This is a genomic window from Micromonospora sp. NPDC050795 (assembly GCF_044456785.1).
Classification (GTDB): Bacteria; Actinomycetota; Actinomycetes; order Mycobacteriales; family Micromonosporaceae; genus Micromonospora.
This window is the reverse complement of sequence record NZ_JBITGE010000016.1, coordinates 56,148-73,033: the sequence shown is the minus strand read 5'-3', so window position 1 is coordinate 73,033 and position 16,886 is coordinate 56,148. Positions and strand designations below refer to the sequence as shown.

Annotated in this window: 18 protein-coding genes; 5 read left to right on the top strand and 13 right to left on the bottom strand. The window is 71.2% G+C overall.

The window, feature by feature from the left end; genetic code table 11:
• Positions 1-41: 41 nt before the first annotated feature.
• The 3 genes from ACIBEF_RS16390 to glnA all read right to left on the bottom strand — a co-directional run bounded on the left by ACIBEF_RS16390 (position 42) and on the right by glnA (position 2,745).
• A complete protein-coding gene (locus tag ACIBEF_RS16390) occupies positions 42-734 on the bottom strand; it encodes a helix-turn-helix transcriptional regulator (protein ID WP_396794112.1) in 693 nt (230 codons plus the stop codon).
• Between the two features lie 145 nt (positions 735-879).
• Positions 880-1,305 carry a DUF350 domain-containing protein gene (locus tag ACIBEF_RS16385; protein WP_210787425.1) on the bottom strand — a complete coding sequence of 142 codons (426 nt, stop codon included), beginning with the start codon at positions 1,303-1,305 and terminating at the stop codon, positions 880-882.
• A 90-nt stretch (positions 1,306-1,395) separates the two neighbouring features.
• Positions 1,396-2,745, bottom strand: coding sequence for a type I glutamate--ammonia ligase (glnA, locus tag ACIBEF_RS16380; protein WP_355008887.1), 1,350 nt, complete (start codon positions 2,743-2,745; stop codon positions 1,396-1,398).
• Between the two features lie 320 nt (positions 2,746-3,065).
• Between glnA and ACIBEF_RS16375 the strand changes: the two genes are divergently transcribed.
• Together ACIBEF_RS16375 and panB are read left to right on the top strand one after the other, a co-directional pair.
• Entirely contained in the window at positions 3,066-4,823 is a 1,758-nt protein-coding gene (locus ACIBEF_RS16375) for an NAD+ synthase (RefSeq protein ID WP_396794111.1), read from the top strand.
• A 209-nt stretch (positions 4,824-5,032) separates the two neighbouring features.
• The gene (gene panB, locus ACIBEF_RS16370) at positions 5,033-5,878 is read left to right on the top strand and encodes a 3-methyl-2-oxobutanoate hydroxymethyltransferase (RefSeq protein ID WP_396794110.1); all 846 of its coding nucleotides are present in this window, start codon (positions 5,033-5,035) and stop codon (positions 5,876-5,878) included.
• Positions 5,879-5,927: 49 nt separating this feature from the next.
• On the opposite strand, the gene npdG is transcribed toward panB, so the two are convergent.
• The 4 genes from npdG to ACIBEF_RS16350 form a co-directional block, all read right to left on the bottom strand.
• Entirely contained in the window at positions 5,928-6,626 is a 699-nt protein-coding gene (npdG, locus tag ACIBEF_RS16365; RefSeq protein WP_091409546.1) for an NADPH-dependent F420 reductase, read from the bottom strand.
• A 148-nt stretch (positions 6,627-6,774) separates the two neighbouring features.
• A complete protein-coding gene (locus ACIBEF_RS16360; RefSeq protein ID WP_396794109.1) occupies positions 6,775-8,205 on the bottom strand; it encodes an RNB domain-containing ribonuclease in 1,431 nt (476 codons plus the stop codon).
• An 80-nt stretch (positions 8,206-8,285) separates the two neighbouring features.
• Positions 8,286-9,137 (bottom strand): histone, encoded by an 852-nt coding sequence (locus tag ACIBEF_RS16355; protein ID WP_396794108.1) that lies wholly within the window; start codon positions 9,135-9,137, stop codon positions 8,286-8,288.
• 82 nt (positions 9,138-9,219) lie between these two features.
• Positions 9,220-9,423, bottom strand: a complete 204-nt coding sequence (locus tag ACIBEF_RS16350; protein ID WP_357194484.1) for a hypothetical protein — start codon at positions 9,421-9,423, stop codon at positions 9,220-9,222.
• A 174-nt stretch (positions 9,424-9,597) separates the two neighbouring features.
• On the opposite strand from ACIBEF_RS16350, the gene ACIBEF_RS16345 reads away from it, so the two are divergent.
• Positions 9,598-10,095 carry an NUDIX hydrolase gene (locus tag ACIBEF_RS16345; RefSeq protein ID WP_396794107.1) on the top strand — a complete coding sequence of 166 codons (498 nt, stop codon included), beginning with the start codon at positions 9,598-9,600 and terminating at the stop codon, positions 10,093-10,095.
• A gap of 14 nt (positions 10,096-10,109) precedes the next feature.
• Here ACIBEF_RS16345 and ACIBEF_RS16340 read toward each other — a convergent pair whose 3' ends face one another.
• Positions 10,110-10,445, bottom strand: a complete 336-nt coding sequence (locus ACIBEF_RS16340) for a PadR family transcriptional regulator (RefSeq protein WP_396794106.1) — start codon at positions 10,443-10,445, stop codon at positions 10,110-10,112.
• Positions 10,446-10,465: 20 nt separating this feature from the next.
• Positions 10,466-11,338 carry a GyrI-like domain-containing protein gene (locus tag ACIBEF_RS16335; protein ID WP_396794105.1) on the bottom strand — a complete coding sequence of 291 codons (873 nt, stop codon included), beginning with the start codon at positions 11,336-11,338 and terminating at the stop codon, positions 10,466-10,468.
• 143 nt (positions 11,339-11,481) lie between these two features.
• Here ACIBEF_RS16335 and ACIBEF_RS16330 point away from each other — a divergent pair, with 143 nt between their 5' ends.
• Positions 11,482-12,072 carry a GrpB family protein gene (locus ACIBEF_RS16330; protein ID WP_396794104.1) on the top strand — a complete coding sequence of 197 codons (591 nt, stop codon included), beginning with the start codon at positions 11,482-11,484 and terminating at the stop codon, positions 12,070-12,072.
• Between the two features lie 40 nt (positions 12,073-12,112).
• Here the strand turns inward: ACIBEF_RS16330 and ACIBEF_RS16325 are convergent, their stop codons facing one another.
• Positions 12,113-12,715 (bottom strand): GNAT family N-acetyltransferase, encoded by a 603-nt coding sequence (locus ACIBEF_RS16325; RefSeq protein ID WP_396794103.1) that lies wholly within the window; start codon positions 12,713-12,715, stop codon positions 12,113-12,115.
• A 66-nt stretch (positions 12,716-12,781) separates the two neighbouring features.
• Here ACIBEF_RS16325 and ACIBEF_RS16320 point away from each other — a divergent pair, with 66 nt between their 5' ends.
• A complete protein-coding gene (locus ACIBEF_RS16320) occupies positions 12,782-13,657 on the top strand; it encodes a transglutaminase domain-containing protein (protein WP_396794102.1) in 876 nt (291 codons plus the stop codon).
• Between the two features lie 45 nt (positions 13,658-13,702).
• Here the strand turns inward: ACIBEF_RS16320 and ACIBEF_RS16315 are convergent, their stop codons facing one another.
• From ACIBEF_RS16315 to ACIBEF_RS16305, 3 genes are all read right to left on the bottom strand, one after another.
• Entirely contained in the window at positions 13,703-14,644 is a 942-nt protein-coding gene (locus ACIBEF_RS16315; protein ID WP_396794101.1) for a redoxin domain-containing protein, read from the bottom strand.
• A complete protein-coding gene (locus ACIBEF_RS16310) occupies positions 14,645-15,871 on the bottom strand; it encodes an epoxide hydrolase family protein (RefSeq protein WP_396794100.1) in 1,227 nt (408 codons plus the stop codon).
• 158 nt (positions 15,872-16,029) lie between these two features.
• Positions 16,030-16,866 (bottom strand): SDR family oxidoreductase, encoded by an 837-nt coding sequence (locus tag ACIBEF_RS16305; RefSeq protein ID WP_396794099.1) that lies wholly within the window; start codon positions 16,864-16,866, stop codon positions 16,030-16,032.
• Positions 16,867-16,886 lie beyond the last annotated feature (20 nt).

Here is a 16,886-nt window from a genome sequence, read left to right as displayed (position 1 = left end):
CACGCACGGGCCCAGGACCAGGCCGCCGAGCCGAGCCCGCTTCAGACCAGGCTCAGCGGGCGGACCCGCTCGTGCGGGATGTCGAGATCCGTGAGGCGTAGCTCCCGGGCCACCACGTCGGGCAGCGCCCACACGCTCCGGATCCGGTCGGTACGGAAGCACCGCAGCTCGTCGCGCAGACGGCACCAGGCGACCAGGTACCAGTGTCGGGAGTTGCCGAGGTAGCCGAGTGGCTCGACGTCACGGGTCGAGTCGGTGCCGGCGCGGTCGGCGTACCGGATGCGCAGCACCCGCCGCGCGGTGACCGCGTCGGCGACGGTGGCCGGGACGGGCGCGGCCGGCCCATCGCCGATCAGGTGCACCCGGTCGGCGAGGCGGTGTGCCTCGGCGGCATCGGTGGCCGGCAGCACCGCCACCAGCTTGCGCAGCGCGGTGGCGGCCGGCCCGGCGAACGGCGAGCCGGCAAGCCGGTGCAGCGCCACGGCCATCGCCACCGCCTCGGCGGCGGTCAGGTTGACCGGCGGCAGGGTGCGGGCGCGGTCCAGGACGTAGCCGCCGGTGCGCCCGGGCTCGGCCCAGATCGGCACCCCGGCCTCCTGCAACGCGCCGAGGTCCCGTTCGATGGTCCGGCTGCTCACCTCGAAGCGCGCGGCCAGCCAGCGGGCGCCGCGCGGCCGTGGTGACACCGCCCGCAGCTCCTCGACCAGCGCGTAGAGGCGATCGGTGCGGTTCATACCCGGCACCCTACGGACGAGGTACGACGACCCGCGGCGACTGCCCACAGACGCCCCGCCCACAGACGCCGGCCGCCCGCCAACGACCAGGCAGGCGCGACGGAATGCGGGCGGACCGCCCGCGGGGTGACGCGGAGAGCGGCCGTCAGGCGATGCAGGCGCAGACGATCAGCGCGGCCCCGAAGTGGGTGGCGGCGCTGACCCGGGCAGCCGGGTGCGGTTCGGGCGAGCAGATGACCTCGCCGAGCTTGCCGGGGGTGAGCAGGTCCAGCACCACGAAGGCCAGCGCCATGATCGCCAACCCGACCAGTCCGAAGACCACGGTGGAGGCGAGCCCCTTGCCGAAGTCGCTGTAGCTGGTCAGGATCGCGGTGAAGACGATCCCGGCGATGCCGAGCTGGTTGGCGGCGAGCAGCAACCCCGCGTTGGCGTTGCGCTCGACCCAGATCAGGTCTCGCAGCCGGCCCGGGGTGAGCAGGTCGACGAGCCCGAAGCCGGCGGCCATGAGGCCGACGCCGACGAGCCCGAACACGACGCTCTGCCAGGCACCGCTGAACAGATCCTCCAGCACCGACTTGCCTCCCGACTCTCCGCCCGGAGGGGTACCGGCGCGGTGATCGAGACGATAGCGGCAGCGCGCAACGGCGTCAGCCCCTGGCGTCTACAGGGCCAGGTAGCGCTGCCGCTCGTACGGGGTGACCTCACGGCGGTACTGCTCCCACTCGGCCCGCTTGTTGCGCAGGAAGAAGTCGAAGACGTGCTCGCCGAGCACCTCGGCGACCAGCTCGGACTCCGCCATGACGTCGATCGCCTCGGCGAGGTTCTCCGGCAGCGCCTCGTAGCCCATGGCACGCCGCTCGGCGCTGGTCAGCGACCAGACGTCGTCCTCGGCGCCCGGTGGCAGCTCGTATCCCTCCTCGATGCCCTTCAGGCCGGCGCCGAGCAGCACCGCGAAGGCGAGGTACGGGTTGGTCGCCGAGTCCAGCGAGCGGACCTCGACCCGGGCCGAGTTGGGCTTGCCGTACGCGGGAACCCGGACCAGCGCGGACCGGTTCAGGTGACCCCAGCAGACGTACGCCGGGCTCTCGGTGATCCGGTCGGGCAGGTGTTGCGGGAACAGCCGCTTGTACGAGTTGACCCACTGGTTGGTGACGGCCGTGTATTCCCGGGCGTGCACCAGCAGGCCGGCGATGAACGACTTCGCCACCTTGGACAGCTTCATCGGGTCGCCGCTGTCGTGGAAGGCGTTGCGCTCCCCCTCGAACAGCGACAGGTGGGTGTGCATCCCGCTTCCCGGCTGGTCGGTGAACGGCTTCGGCATGAAGCTGGCCTGCACACCGGTGGAGAGCGCGACCTCCTTGACCACGTGCCGGAAGGTCATGATGTTGTCGGCGGTGGTGAGCGCGTCGGCGTACCGCAGGTCGATCTCCTGCTGGCCGGGTGCGACCTCGTGGTGGCTGAACTCCACCGAGATGCCGATGCGTTCCAGCGCGAGTACGCCCTGACGGCGGAAGTCCCGGGCCACGGCGTGGGTGGTGTGCTCGAAGTAGCCGCCGGTGTCGACCGGGGTGGGCACGGTGCCGTCCTGCGGACCGTTCTCGAGCAGGAAGAACTCGATCTCGGGGTGGGTGTAGAAGGTGAAGCCCTTCTCGGCCGCCTTGGACAGCGCGCGGCGCAGCACGTGCCGGGGGTCGGCCCAGGACGGCCCGCCGTCGGGCAGCAGGATGTCGCAGAACATCCGGGCGCTCTCGCCGCTGACCCCGCCTTCGAAGGGGAAGACCTGGAAGGTGGTCGGGTCGGGCATGGCAACCATGTCCGATTCGAAGACCCGGGCGAAGCCCTCGATCGCCGAGCCGTCGAAGCCGATGCCTTCCTCGAAGGCCGCCTCCAGCTCGGCGGGTGCCACCGAAACGCTCTTGAGCGTGCCCAGAACGTCGGTGAACCACAGCCGGACGAACCGGATGTCCCGCTCTTCCAGCGTGCGGAGGACGAACTCCTGCTGACGGTCCACTTCCCCAACCCCTCGCGACACTCTTTTGTCCGCCTTGGCCGGGCTGCACCCGACCTGATCGCCCAGTGTTCCCGGGCCTGGTTACGCAGACGTTACGCGAACTGCCGCCGGCCGTCCCCTCGTGTCCCGCCGGACGAGCGCGGGCCCCACCCCTGCCGCCACGACGGCCGAACCACCACCGACGGCCGAGCCGCCGTCGACGGCTGCCACGACGGCCGAGCACCTGCCGCCGCGGCCTCGCGGACGCCCGTCGCGGCGGGTGGCGGCCATCTCATCGGAGGGTACGGACTGTCACGACGAGCCTGGGGCAAGATGAAGGCATGCCCACCCTGCGTCTCGCCCTTTCCCAGGTCAACCCGAGCGTCGGCGACCTCGCCGGAAACGCCGACCTGGTCCGCAGTTGGACTCGCCAGGCCGCCGACACCGGTGCCCAGCTGGTGCTCTTCCCGGAGATGATGCTGACCGGGTACCCGGTCGAGGACCTGGTCTTCCGGCGTTCCTTCGTCGCCGCGTCCCGGGCCGCCGTGGAGCGGCTGGCCGCCGACCTGGCCGCCGACGGTCTCGGCGAGTTGCCGGTCGTGGTCGGCTACCTGGACGCCGACGGCCCGCCGCAGGTCAGCGGGGACGCCGAGCCGGGCCGGGGCGCCCGCAACGCCGCCGCGCTGCTGCACCGGGGCGTGGTGGCTGCCCGCTACTTCAAGCACCACCTGCCCAACTACGGGGTCTTCGACGAGGACCGGTACTTCGTCTCCGGTGACGCGCTGACAGTGGTGCGGATCGGCGGCGTGGACGTCGCGCTGACCATCTGCGAGGACCTGTGGCAGGCCGGCGGTCCGTTCGCCGCCGCCCGGAGGGCCGGCGTCGGCCTGGTCGTCAACATCAACGGCTCGCCGTACGAGCTGAACAAGGACAACTTCCGGCTCCCGCTGGTCCGCCGCCGGGCCGCCGAGGCGGGCGCCACCGTCGCGTACGTCAACATGATCGGCGGGCAGGACGAGCTGGTCTTCGAGGGCGACTCGATGATCGTGACCGCCGACGGCGAGCTGCTCACCCGCGCACCGCAGTTCGTCGAACACCTGCTCGTGCACGACATCGAGCTGCCGGCCGCCGCCACCCCGCCGACGACCGAGACGCTGGCCGACGGGATGCGGATCGTGCACAGCACGCTGGACGGCATTCCGCCCACCCCGTCCGGCCCGGCCGCCACCGGCGGGCTGATCGAGCCGGTGGCCGACGAGGCCGAGGTGTGGCAGGCGCTGGTGCTGGGTCTGCGCGACTACGTCAACAAGAACCGGTTCCCGTCGGTGGTGCTCGGTCTCTCCGGGGGCATCGACTCGGCGGTGGTGGCCGCGCTCGCCGTCGACGCGCTCGGGCCGGACCGGGTGGTCGGGGTGTCGCTGCCCAGCCAGCACTCCTCGGAGCACTCCCGGGAGGACGCCGCCGACCTGGCCAAGCGCACCGGCCTGGACTACCGCGTCGAGCCGATCCAGCCGATGGTCGACGGCTTCCTGGCCAACCTGTCGCTGTCCGGCGTGGCAGTGGAGAACCTGCAGGCCCGGGTCCGTGGCGTGATCCTGATGGCGCTGTCGAACCAGGAGGGCCACCTGGTGCTGACCACCGGCAACAAGAGCGAGCTGGCGGTCGGCTACTCCACCCTGTACGGCGACTCGGTGGGCGGCTTCAACCCGGTCAAGGACGTCTGGAAGACGCTGATCTGGCGGCTGGCGAAGTGGCGCAACACGGACGCGGCTCGGCGCGGTGAGACGGCCCCGATCCCGGAGAACTCGATCGGCAAGCCACCGAGCGCCGAGCTGAGCCCGGGCCAGCTCGACAGCGACAGCCTGCCCGACTACGACGTCCTGGACCCGATCCTGATCGGCTACGTCGACGGCGATCTCGGCCGCGACGGGCTGATCGAGTCGGGTCACGACCCGGCCGTGGTGGACAGGGTGCTGCGGCTGGTGGATACCGCCGAGTACAAGCGACGGCAGTCCGCGCCGGGCACGAAGATCTCCATAAAGGCGTTCGGCCGGGACCGCCGTCTGCCGATCACCAACCGGTGGCGCGAGCACGGCTGAGCCGTACCCCTGGGAATGCCGGGTCGGTGGCGCGGCCCGGCGCCGCCGCGCGGTGGCCGCGCGGCGCGGTCCCGGGTGCCCAGGTGGGGCGGCCTCGCGCTGGTGGAGTGACATCTTGCACTGGGCCCTGCCGTCAGCCCGTCTCGCGGTGCGACGATCGCGACGGAACCCGGGGACCGCGCAGGCGGCCTCGAGGAAGGGAGACAGAGATGGTGGAGTCCACTCCGCACGAGGTGACCGCGTTGTACGGCGGCCCGGCCACCCGACGGGTCCGCACCCGCGACCTGATGGCCGCCAAGGAGCGCGGCGAGCGCTGGCCGATGCTCACCTCGTACGACCAGTACACGGCGTCGATCTTCGACCAGGCCGGTGTTCCGGTGCTGCTGGTCGGCGACTCGGCCGCGAACAACGTGTTCGGCTACGAGACCACCCTGCCGATCACCGCCGACGAACTGCTGCCGCTGGTCCGGGCCGTGGTGCGGGCGACCCGGCAGGCACTGGTCGTCGGTGACCTGCCGTTCGGCTCGTACGAGGAGGGCCCGGCCCAGGCGCTGCGCACCGCCGTCCGGTTCATGAAGGAGGGTGGCTGTCACGCGGTGAAGTTGGAGGGTGGCCGCCGTAACGCCGCGCAGATCGCCGCGATCGTCGGTGCCGGCATCCCGGTGATGGCGCACATCGGTTTCACCCCGCAGAGCGAGCACACCCTGGGCGGCTACCGCGTGCAGGGTCGCGGCGACACCGCCGACGAGGTGCTGGCCGACGCGCGGGCGGTGGCGGAGGCGGGCGCGTTCGCCGTGGTGCTGGAGATGGTGCCCGGCGAGGTGGCCAAGCGGATCACCCACGAGCTGCCGATCCCCACGGTGGGCATCGGCGCGGGCCCGGACACCGACGCGCAGGTGCTGGTCTGGCAGGACATGGCCGGGCTGCGGACGGGCAGGGCGCCCCGTTTCGTCAAGCGGTACGCGGATCTGGCCGGTGCTCTCACCGACGCCACCCGCCGTTTCGCCGACGAGGTCCGCGGCGGCGAGTTCCCCGCCGCCGAGCACACCTTCTAGCGTGATCCGCCCCGGTTCCGTGGGACCGGGGCGGATCACACCGCTCGGGTCAGAGGTCGGTGACGCGGATGCCGGCGTGTGCCTTGTAGCGCTTGTTGATCGCGATCAGGTTGGCGGTGAACGCCTCGATCTGGTGGGCGTTGCGCAGCCGCCCGGCGTAGATGCCCCGCATGCCGGGGATCCGGGCGGCGAGCGCGCCGACGATGTCGACCAGCTCACGGTCCTCGGTGCAGATCAGCACGTCCAGGTCGATCCGGTCGACCTCGGGGTCGGCCAGCAGCGGAGCGCTGACGTGGTTGAACGCGGCGCAGACCCGGGAGTCGGGCAGCAGCGCGGCGGCCTGCTGCACGGCGCTGCCCTCGGCGACGGTCAGCGCGTACGGGCCCTGCTTGTCGAAGCCGAGCGGGTTGACGCAGTCGACGACGATCCGGCCGGCGAGCGGCTCGGCGAGGGCGGCGACGGTGGCGGCGTGCCCGTCCCACGGCACCGCGATGATCACCACGTCGCTGCGTCGGGCCACCTCGTCGTTGGCCGCGCCGGTGACGCTGCCGCCGGCCGGCACCCCGGGCAGGGCAGCGATTTCGGCAGCGGACTCGGCGGCCCGCTCAGCCGACCGGGATCCGATCAGCACCGTCTGGCCGGCCCGCGCGAACCGGTAGGCGAGGCCTCGCCCCTGGTCGCCGGTGCCGCCGATGATGCCGACCGTCAGCCCGGACACGTCGGGCAGCGTGCTCGCGTCGTATGCCATGGCCTCATCCTCGCAAACCGCCCGGCCCGTCAGCAGCGGCGAGCGCTGTGAGAATCCCCGCTGCCGCGAGCGACAGCGCCGCCCAGGACCGAGCCACGGCGGGCGACCGCGCCCACGGGGGAGGATCGGGCCGGCGACGGCGGCCCGGTCAGGCCAGCTCGAACAGGACGGTACGGGCCGCCGGGTCGGCGGTGACCAGGCGGACCCGGACCCGTTCGCCGAGCGGCAGTTGGCCGAGGCAGCGGGCGCGGACCGGCGGGGCGTCCAACGCGACGGTGCCGCCGGGCGGTCGAGGCCGGGACTTGCCGTTGGGCGGGGCGTCGACGTCGAGAACGGCCGCGTCGAAGGTCTCGCCCACCCGGTGCTCCAGCACCGCCGCCTCGGCCAACTCCACGGCGCCGCGAGCCGCCGCCGAGGCGACCCGGTCGGTGCTCGCCATGACCTCGGGCAGCCGGGGCAACGCGGCGCGGGCCCAGTCGGGCACCGCCTGGCCGGCGTGCAGGGCCAGGCAGACCTCGGTGGCGTACCGGTCGGCCAGCCGCCGCAACGGTGCCGTCACGTGGGCGTACGCGGCCGCCACGCCACCGTGCTCCGGATGCTCCGGCAGCTCCCCGTCGAAGGCGGTGTACGCGGCACCGCGCATCAGCTCGGCCGCCTGGTCGATGAACGCGGCGGCGCGCGGCTGGGCGGCGTCCAGACCGGCGAGAACCTGACCCGGGCCCACGTCGTCCGGCCAGTGCACGCCCAGCGGCGCGGCGGCGGCCCGGAGCCGCTGGACCGCTTCCGGCTTGGGCGCCGGCATCGTCCGCAGCAGACCCACCCGGCCGGCCAGCATGATGTCGGCGGCAGCCATTCCGGTCAGCAGGGAGATCTGCGCGTTGTGCTCTTCCATCGGCACCGGCGCGCGCAGCACCAGCCGCCAGCCCTCACCGTCGGGTTCCAGATCCTGCTCGGGCAGCGGCAGGTTGATGGCGCCCCGGCTCAGCCCACGGGCGGTCAGCCGGTCGCCGATCTCCGGCAGCAGCGCGATCGGATCGGGTAGCCGCCCGACCTCGGCTGCCGCCTGCACCCCGGTGTAGTCGAGTTTGGCGCGGCTGCGGACCAGGGCGCGTTCCAGCTCGACGGCAACGGTGCCGCCGTCGGGGTCCAGGTCGATGGTCCAGAGCACCGCGGCCCGGTCGTCGTCGGGCAGCAGGCTGGCCGCACCCTCGCTGAGGGTGCGCGGGTGCAGCGGCACGTTGCCGTCGGGCAGGTAGATGGTCTGCCCCCGCCGCCAGGTCTCCGCCTCCAACGCCCCACCCGGGGTGACGTGCGCGGCGACGTCGGCGATCGCGTACCGCACCCGGTAGCCGCCACCGGGGCGGCGGGCGAGGTGCATCGCCTGGTCCAGGTCCCGCGAGGTGGCGGGGTCGACAGTGACGAACGGTATGTCGGTGCGGTCGACGGGCGGCTGCGGCGGTGCCGCGGCCGCCTCGTCGGCTTCACGCTGGGCGTCGGCCGGGAACTCCTCGGGCAGGCCGAGCTCGCGGCGCAACGCGCCGAAGTCGATGCGGGGCGCGAGTACGCGTCGGATGACCACGGGTCAATCCTGACAGCGCCACGGATGATCCGCTTCCGGTGACCGGCCGGAAATCCGCCCGCTGAGGGGATGCTCCGCGCTCAGCCGGTCGCCTTGCGGGCGGCGCTGCGGGCCCCCCTGGGGGCGGTGGCTCGGGCGGCGACCGGGCGGGCCGGCGACTTGCGGGCGGTCACCTTGCGGGCCGGTGCCTTGGCCGCGACGGTCTTCTTCGCCGGCGCCTTCTTCGCCGCCGCCTTACGGGCGGTGGTCGACGACGTACCCGACACCTTCGCGGCCGGGGCCTTCCTGGCCGGAGCCTTGCGGGCGCCGCCGCTGGGGCGGGTCGACGCGGTCTTCTTCGCCGCCGCCGTCTTCTTCGCCGCCGCCGTCTTCTTGGCGGCGGACGCCGTGGTCGCGACCTTCCGCGCCGGGGCCTTCGCCGCGGTGGTGGTCCTGCGCGCCGGGGCCTTCGCCGCGGTGGTGGTCTTCCGCGCCGGGGCCTTCGCGGCGGTAGTGGTCTTCTTCGCCGCGCTGGTGGTGGTCTTCTTCGCCGCGCTCACTGTCTTCTTCGCCGCGCCGGTGGTCTTCTTCGCGGCGGTGGTCTTCTTCGCGGCGGTGGTCGTCTTGCGCGTGGTCGACGCCGGGGCCCGCTTGGCGGCGGTCGTCTTGCGGGTGGTGGTCGAGGCCTTCGCGGGGGCCTTCTTGGCCGCTGCCGTGGTCTTGGTCGTGGCCTTCTTCGCGGGGGCCTTCGTCGCCGCCGTGGTGGTCTTCTTGGCCGGGGCGCGGCCCGCCCCGCCGGCGGCCTTGCGGGCCGGCGCCTTCGCGGCAGCCGTGGTGGACTTGCGCACGGGGGTGGTGCGGCTCGCCGCGGTGTTCCGCTCCGCCGCGGCGGTCTTCTTCGCGGTGGTGCGTCGGGCGGCCGGGCGCTTGGTGGCCTGCTGTGCTTCGGCCATCGTGGTTCCCTCCTTGGGGGACGTGCTCTCGCGTGCGTCCTCGCGGAGCACGAAAACCTCGGCGCGAGCCGTCCCGCGCCGCCTATCTGTCGTCACCGGCCCAACGAGCGTCCTCGGCATCCCACGCCTCGTTCCGCTCCTGCACTCGTTGCAGGGCGTTCTCCGCGTCGGCCGCCGAGTCGTACGGGCCGAGAACGTGCTTCGCCGGACACACGTTGGAGTCCGTCTCGACCCGGTGATGCCGGGTGCACCAGTAGAACTGCCCACTACGTCCGCTGTCGCTCATGGGAATCACTGTGCACCGCGAACCGGCCGGCCGCCACCGGATCGCACAAGTCGCCGACGATCTCCACAGTAGATATGCATTGCGTTCGTCGGGCCGAAATGGCGAAACGCGTGGGACTGGAACACCAGAAGATGCGCAGGTGAGCCCCGCTGTGGGCACCTCTATGATCGCGGGATGGCGATACCGGACTACATCGTGGGGTTGCGTAAGCACGTCGGCCACGACCTGCTCTGGCTGCCGAGCGTCAGCGCGGTGGTCCGCAACGAGGCCGGGGAGCTGCTGCTCGGTCAGCGCGCCGACGACGGGCGGTGGTCGGTGATCAGCGGTTTCGTCGAGCCGGGCGAGCAGCCGGCCACCGCGCTGGTCCGCGAGGTGCGCGAGGAGACGGGCGTGGACGTGGCGCCGGTGCGGATGTCCAGCGCCGTGTCGCACCCGCACACGTACCCGAACGGGGACCGCTGTGAGTACCTGAACATGGGGTTCCTGTGCCGGGCGATCGGCGGCACCGCGCGGGTCAACGACGACGAGTCGTTGGCCGTGCGGTGGTTTCCGTTGGACCGGCTGCCCGAGCTGGACAAGCACGCCCTGCTGGTCATCGCGTACGCGTTGCGCGAGAAGCAGGTGGCCGGTTACCTGGAGCCGGGTACGACGTGGGACGACGTACCCGGCTGAGGTTCACACCGGGGTCACCACGCCGGTGCTCCGGTGGGCTCGGTGCCGCCCCACGAGCGACGGCCACCGTCGGGGATCGCGGCCCGCAGGTCGGCGAGCGCCTGGCGGGCCTGCGTCACCCCGACGGCGGTCAGTCGGTAGTAGCGGCGGGCCGGCCGCCCGGCCGCGACGGGGTCGATCGTCTCCCAGTCGGCGGCCAGCCAGCCGGCCCCCTGCAACCGGTGCAGCACCGGGTAGAGGGTGCCGCTGGGCAGGCCGGTCAATCGCATCAGGTCGAGCCCGTAGCGCTGCTCGTCGGGCTCGGCGAGCAGCGCCGCGAGCACCTTCGCGACCGGAATGGTCATCCGCATCCGACCACTGTATCGAAACTCTACATAGGGGTGGGTACCCGTTCGACGGGAATCCACAACTCGGCGTCCGCCTGGGTGCCGTCCGCCGACACCCGGACCCGGGAGATCTCCGGTCCAGGTCGGCTGCGGTACGGGTTGGACGGAAACCACTGGGTGAACACGTCACGCCAGAGGAACTGCACCGCCTGCGGAAACGCACCGGAGGTGGTGAACACCGCCCACGACCCGGCCTGCACCGGCAGCGCGTCCAGGTCCTCCGGCGGCTCGGTGCCGGTCACCACCCCGTGCCAGTAGTCCAGCTCGGTGCCCTCCTGCCGGCTGTCGGTGAGGTTGTCGCTGACGTTGACGATCCCCTTCGGTTCCTGATCGGAGAGCGCCTCGATCCGCTCGGTCGTCTCCTTGTCGATGCCCCTGATGAACGCGACGATCGCCGGGTTCATCCCCTCGTGCACCAGCGGGACCCGGGCCTTGCGCCCCACCAGCGCGAACGCGTCCTTGTCGACGATCCGGTACTCCATGCTGCCGCTCCCTTCGACGGTGAGTCGGAAGGACATCCGGGGCTGGGCACGCAGCGCTGCCCCCGTACGCCGAGCTTCTCCTGGCCCCACACCGTGCACGGCGTGGAACGCCCGGGCGAACGCCTCCGCCGAGCCGTAGCCGTAGTGCACGGCGACGTCGAGCAACGTCCGCTCCCCCGCCAGCACGTCCGCACCGGCGACGGTGAGCCGACGCCGACGGATGTACTCCGACAGCGGCATTCCGGCCAGCGCGGAGAACAGCCGCCGGAAGTGGTACTCCGACGTCAGCGCGATCCGCGCCAGCTCCGCCACCTCGATCTTCCGGTCGAGGTGACGCTCGATGTACGTCATGGCCTCGTTGAGCCGATCCAGCACCCGGGCCTCCTTCCCTTTCGAGCACCGACGTTAGGTCGCAGGGTCGGTCACCCACCCGACATCCGATGCCCGCATCGGTCGGGTACGGCCACAGCGACCGCCGTGTCGTAGCCTGGCGGACTTCGCTTCCCGAGGAGGTCGACGTGGCCGAGTATCCGCAGGACGTCGTACAGCGCTTCCACGGCAGCCCCGAACAGGTCGACGCCGGCCTGGTGGGCGAGCCGCCGAGGACGTGGGAGTCCGTCGTCATTGAGGAGTACGACCCGTCCTGGGCGCAGCGGTTCGTCGACGTCCGGTCGTCGCTCACCGAGGCGCTGGGCGATCTGGTCATCGGGGTGGAACACGTCGGATCGACGGCGGTGCCAGGGCTCGCGGCCAAGCCCGTCATCGATGTCGACCTCGTCATCAAGGACACCGCCGACGAGGCGTCCTATCTCCCCGCCCTGGAACGGCTCGGGTACCGGCTCGTCCTTCGGGAACCCTGGTGGCACGGGCACCGGATGCTGCTCAGCCCCGCCGAGGACGTCAACCTGCACGTCTGGCCGCAGGGTGCTCCGGAACCGGTCCGGCATCAGCTTTTCCGCGACTGGCTGCGCGCGCATCCGGACGACCGGGAGCGGTACGCCGCGACCAAGCGCCGCCTCGCGCGGGACACCGCGCACCGGCCCCGCGACTACAGCCTCGCGAAGAACGACGTCATCGACGAGATCTACGCCCGCATCTTCGCCACCTGATGACCTGACGTCGCCGACGGCCACGCGCAGATCAGTCTGATCAGCGCGGCGGCTGCTGCATCATGAGCCAGGTGGGTACGGGCTCCGGCAGGAAGCTCATCACCTCCCAGCCGGCCCGGCGGTACAGCTCGACGTTGCCCGGGTTGCTGGTCTCCAGGATCGCCGGCCGACCGTCGGCGGCGGCGCGATCCAGCCCGGCCCGCATCACGGCGCGACCCCAACCGCGTCCGGCACTGTCCGGGTGGGTGCCCAGGACACCGAGGTACCAGAACGGGAACGCCGGCAGGGCGTCGTGCAGGATGTCGTCGTAGCCCTGCACGCGGGCCAGCACGTCGGCCGGGTACGGAGGGACCTCCGGCACCCCGTGCGCAGCGGCCGGCACGGCGGCCGTGCCGGCAGCCGGTTGCCCGGTCGGCGGGTCCCAGAGGGCGACCGCCGCACCCCCGTCGATTATCCAGATGGACTTCTGGTGCACCCGCTTGTCGAAGAGGCGCCCGAAGAAGGCGGCGCAGTACCGGGGATAGGTCTCCTCGTCGGGGAACAGCCACCGCAGGATCGGATCCTTGACGAACGCGGCGACGAGCGTGTCGACAACTCTGGCGCGGTCGGCGGGCGTGGCGATGGTGATCTCGGGCGTCGTCACATCAGTCGACACTAGTCGGGAAAAGCGCCTTGACCCTGACACGGTGGCGGACCGGAGACTGGCCCCATGGACCTCGATGACTACCGGAAACACTCCGCGTACAGCGACCCGGGTCGGCACGGCGGGCTCCTCGATGCCGTGGCGACCGACTTTTCCACCGTGGCGGCGACCGCCCGCAACGTGATCGTCCACTACCGGGCCGGCGGCGTCGAGTTGCCCGACGACCGGCTCGACGAGGTGCACCGCCGCTGGGTGGACCGCATCCTCGACACTGACCAGTCCCGCTTTCCGCTGCCCCTCGCGGCGGAGCGTCCGGCCGTCGACCGGGTGGCAGGCTGCTGTCGGGACCACACGCTGCTCTCGGTCGCGGTGCTGCGTCAGCACGGCATCCCCAGCCGCAGCCGGGTCGGTTTCGCCTCGTACTTCGCGCCCGACTGGCACCACGACCACGTGCTGGTGGAGTACTGGAACGGCGACCGGTGGGTCTGGGCCGACCCGGAGCTCGACCCAGCCGGCGACTGGGGGTTCGACGGATACGACATCGACCCGAAGGCAGGGCTTTTCGACTCGGCGGCGCGGGTGTGGTCGGCGTACCGGGCCGGGACGATCGACCCCGAGCGCTACGGCGTCAGCCCGGAGCTGCCGATCCGAGGCGACTGGTTCATCCACGACTACGTCCTGATCGAGCTGGCCCACCGGCAGAAGGACGAGCTGCTGCTCTGGGACAGCCTCGGCGCGATGACCGACGACGTCGCCACCGCCGACCTCACGCTCGTGGACGAGATCGCCGCGTTGTTGCTCGCCGCCGACGACGGCGACGAGACCGCGGAGAAAGCCCTCGCCGACCGGTACGCCAGCGACGTCCGACTCCGCCCCGGCCCGCAGGTGCACAGCGTCTCGCCGGTCTCCGGCACCGTCAGCATCGTCGACCTGCGCCGCTGAGCGGCCGGGCGTCGTGTCGACGTCCCCGGATGCGACACACACGCCCTACCCGAAGGTGAAGGCGTACGCCTCGGCGCCAGGCTCGCCGAACGTGATCTCCACGGTCCGCTCCCGGACCGCGCCGTCCTGGCGGACGAGCTGGTAGAGCCGGCCGTCCTGGAGCACGCCGTTGCCGTCCTCGTCGACGTCGACGCCGCGTGACGGGCCGGGAGCGTCGCCGTCGAGCAGCACGCGGAACGGGATACGCCCTCCCGCCCCGGGGGCCAGCACGAGATGCGCGTCGCGGGCGTGGAAGCGGAAGGCGATGCCGCCACCGGCCTGGTTCAGAACAACGTTCTCCGACCCGATTGTCCACTCTCCTGCCAGCGCCCACTGGTTGAGGCCGAGGCTGTCCGGCACCTGGTAGGCGCGACGTTCGTCGAGGGCCGGGCCGTTCGGCGACGCGAAGTGTTCGCCGCGACCGAAACCGAGGTACGTCTCGGGCGTCCGCAGGTTGTTCCAGTCGGCCTCCGCCTCCGGGCCGAGCCCGTTGACGGGTACGGGTTCGCGCTCGATACCGAGCAGTTGTTGGAGCACCCGCTCGGACTGCTCGTAGCGTCCCTCGCCGAAGTGCTCGTCGCGGATGACGCCGTCGGTGTCGACGAAGTAGAGCGCCGGCCAGTAGTGGTTGTCGAAGGCGCTCCAGATCGTGTAGTCGTTGTCGACCGCCACCGGGTAGTCGATCGATCGGGCCGCCACCGCCCGCCGCACCCAGTCGGCCTCGTGCTCGAAGCCGAACTCCGGGGTGTGCACCCCGATGACCACCAGCCCGTCATCGCGGTATGCCTGCGACCAGGCACGCACGTACGGCTCCTGGCGCAGCCAGTTGATGCAGGTCAGCGTCCAGAAGTTGACCAGCACGACGCGTCCGCCCAGGTCGGCGGGGCCGAGTGGCTCGGAGTTGAGCCACTCGGCCGCCCCGTTGAGCGGGGGCAGGTGCACGGCCATCTAGCGCAGCGACCGGAAGGCGGTGCGAAGCTCTTCGGAGAAGATCTTCGGCTGTTCCCAGGCTGCGAAGTGCCCGCCCACGTCGAGCGTGTTGTAGTAGATGAGGTTGGAGTACGCCTGCTCGGCCCAACTCTGTGGCGCCTCGTACAGCTCGTCGGGGAAGACGCTCACGGCGACCGGAACCTTCACGCCCTTGGCGGCGAAGAACGAGAGTTTGTTCTCCGCGTACAGACGGGACGCGGAGATCGCGGTGTTCGTCAACCAGTAGAGCGAGATGTTGTCCAGGATGTCGTCGCGGGTGAGGCCCGCTTTGGCCCCGTCGAACACCTGCGAGATCAGGGCCAGACTCTTCGCGTCGTGGTCGAGCAGGAAGGACGCCAGGCCGACCGGAGAATCCGCCAGCCCGGTCAGCGTCTGCGGACGTGTCGCCATCATGAGGGCGTAGGCGACGTGTTTCCAGACGAAGTTGGCTTCCTCGGCGGCACGCATCTCGTCGTCGGAGAGCCCTGACGGCAGCGAGCCCATGGCGTTGTTCGCACCGGTGGTGTCGCCCTGGAACAACAGGTCGATCTCGGTGGGGATCGCACCGGGCATGTTGGTGTGGATGCCGAGCAGTTCCGGAGGCGCCTGGAGGCCCATCTGGTCGACGATGACCGCACCCCAGTCGCCGCCCTGCGCGACGAACCGGTTGTAGCCGAGCCGCTTCATCAGCTCCGTCCAGGCGGTCGCGATCTTCTGCGGGTTCCAACCCGACTCGGTCGGCTTGCCGGAGAAGCCGTGGCCGGGCAGCGACGGAATCACCAGGTGGAAGGCGTCCGACGCGCTCGCGCCGTGCTTGGTGGGATCGGTGAGCGGCTCAATGATCTTCATCTGCTCGATCACCGAGCCCGGCCACCCGTGGGTGACGATGAGCGGCATCGCGTCCTCGTGCTTCGAGCGCACGTGGATGAAGTGGATGTCCACCCCGTCGATGGTGGTCATGAACTGCGGTAGGGCGTTCAGCCGCGCCTCGACCTTGCGCCAGTCGTACTCTTTCTCCCAATAGCGGGCGACGGCCTGAATCGTCGCGAGTGGCACGCCCTGTGACTGGTCGTCCACCGTTTCCTTGTCCGGCCAGCGGGTGGCCTTGATGCGCCTCTTCAGGTCATCAAGGTCGGCCTGAGGAATGTCGACCGAGAACGGTCGAATCTCCGTGGTGCCCGGACGAGTCTTGGTTTTGACAGCCATGCGTGTTTCCTCTCCGTCTAGGTTTGCGCCTCGCGAGGAGAAATCATGGGGTGAAGGCTCTGCCCGGGCTTATGTGCCATTGGGATTGGGCACGCCGCCGCCATATCTCGGAGCCTAGAACGCCGGACCTGCCGCTCGTGGCGATACGAGCAGCCCTCTCATTGGTGCGGTCCAGGGCCTCCGACGGCCTTTTCCGCGGCTCGGCTGACCTGCTCCCAGCTCGCCCAGGTGTCCATCCGCCGACGGGTGATGTCGAACGCCAGGTCGTACACCATGCTGCCGAGCAGGAGCCGCAGCGGCGGGTCGTCGCTGTCGACGAGTCGCAGCAGCGCCTCGGCGGCCAGCCGGGGTTCGCTGTCGATCGAGCCGTCCGCCCACTGGCGCTCCAGCTCGGCGCGCAGTGGCGCGTAGGCGTCCATCGGGGTGGTGGCACTCAGACTGGTGTAGAGGTCGGTCCAGTAGCCGCCCGGCTGCACGATGCTGACGGTGATGTCGAAGGTCGCCGCCTCCATCGCCAGCGCCTCGCTCATGCCTTCCAGGGCGAACTTGCTCGCGCTGTAGAGGCCGGTGCTCGGGAAGCCCCCGAGCGCGGCGATGCTGGAGACCTGCACGATGTGGCCGGACCGCTGGGCGCGCAGGTGTGGCAGCACGGCCTGACCGACCCAGAGCGCGCCGAAGACGTTGACCTCGAACTGGGCGCGCGCCTCGGCCTCGGTGAACTCCTCGATCATGCCCATGGACAGGGTGCCGGCGTTGCTGACGACGATGTCGAGCCCGCCGAAGTGCTCGACGGCGGTGTCCACGGCGGCGATGACCGCCGCCCGGTCGGTCACGTCGAGGGTCAGGGCCAACAGCCGGTCGGCGTACTTCTCGTCGAAGTCGGCCTGGGCGATGGTCCGGGCGGCGGCGACCACCCGGTCACCCCGGTCGAGCGCGGCGTCGGCGAAGGCGCGGCCCAGGCCGCGACTGGCACCGGTGATGAACCAGGTACGCATGCGCTTCTCCCCCTTTCAAG

Excerpts from the sequence above, each read along its gene's own strand:
- ACIBEF_RS16305 (WP_396794099.1), bottom strand. The coding sequence starts at position 16,866 with ATGCGTACCTGGTTCATCACCGGTGCCAGTCGCGGCCTGGGCCGCGCC.
- ACIBEF_RS16310 (WP_396794100.1), bottom strand. The coding sequence starts at position 15,871 with ATGGCTGTCAAAACCAAGACTCGTCCGGGCACCACGGAGATTCGACCG.
- panB (WP_396794110.1), top strand. The coding sequence starts at position 5,033 with ATGGTGGAGTCCACTCCGCACGAGGTGACCGCGTTGTACGGCGGCCCG.
- ACIBEF_RS16320 (WP_396794102.1), top strand. The coding sequence starts at position 12,782 with ATGGACCTCGATGACTACCGGAAACACTCCGCGTACAGCGACCCGGGT.
- ACIBEF_RS16315 (WP_396794101.1), bottom strand. The coding sequence starts at position 14,644 with ATGGCCGTGCACCTGCCCCCGCTCAACGGGGCGGCCGAGTGGCTCAAC.
- ACIBEF_RS16355 (WP_396794108.1), bottom strand. The coding sequence starts at position 9,137 with ATGGCCGAAGCACAGCAGGCCACCAAGCGCCCGGCCGCCCGACGCACC.
- ACIBEF_RS16345 (WP_396794107.1), top strand. The coding sequence starts at position 9,598 with ATGGCGATACCGGACTACATCGTGGGGTTGCGTAAGCACGTCGGCCAC.
- npdG (WP_091409546.1), bottom strand. The coding sequence starts at position 6,626 with ATGGCATACGACGCGAGCACGCTGCCCGACGTGTCCGGGCTGACGGTC.
- ACIBEF_RS16350 (WP_357194484.1), bottom strand. The coding sequence starts at position 9,423 with ATGAGCGACAGCGGACGTAGTGGGCAGTTCTACTGGTGCACCCGGCAT.
- ACIBEF_RS16390 (WP_396794112.1), bottom strand. The coding sequence starts at position 734 with ATGAACCGCACCGATCGCCTCTACGCGCTGGTCGAGGAGCTGCGGGCG.
- ACIBEF_RS16375 (WP_396794111.1), top strand. The coding sequence starts at position 3,066 with ATGCCCACCCTGCGTCTCGCCCTTTCCCAGGTCAACCCGAGCGTCGGC.
- ACIBEF_RS16340 (WP_396794106.1), bottom strand. The coding sequence starts at position 10,445 with ATGCGGATGACCATTCCGGTCGCGAAGGTGCTCGCGGCGCTGCTCGCC.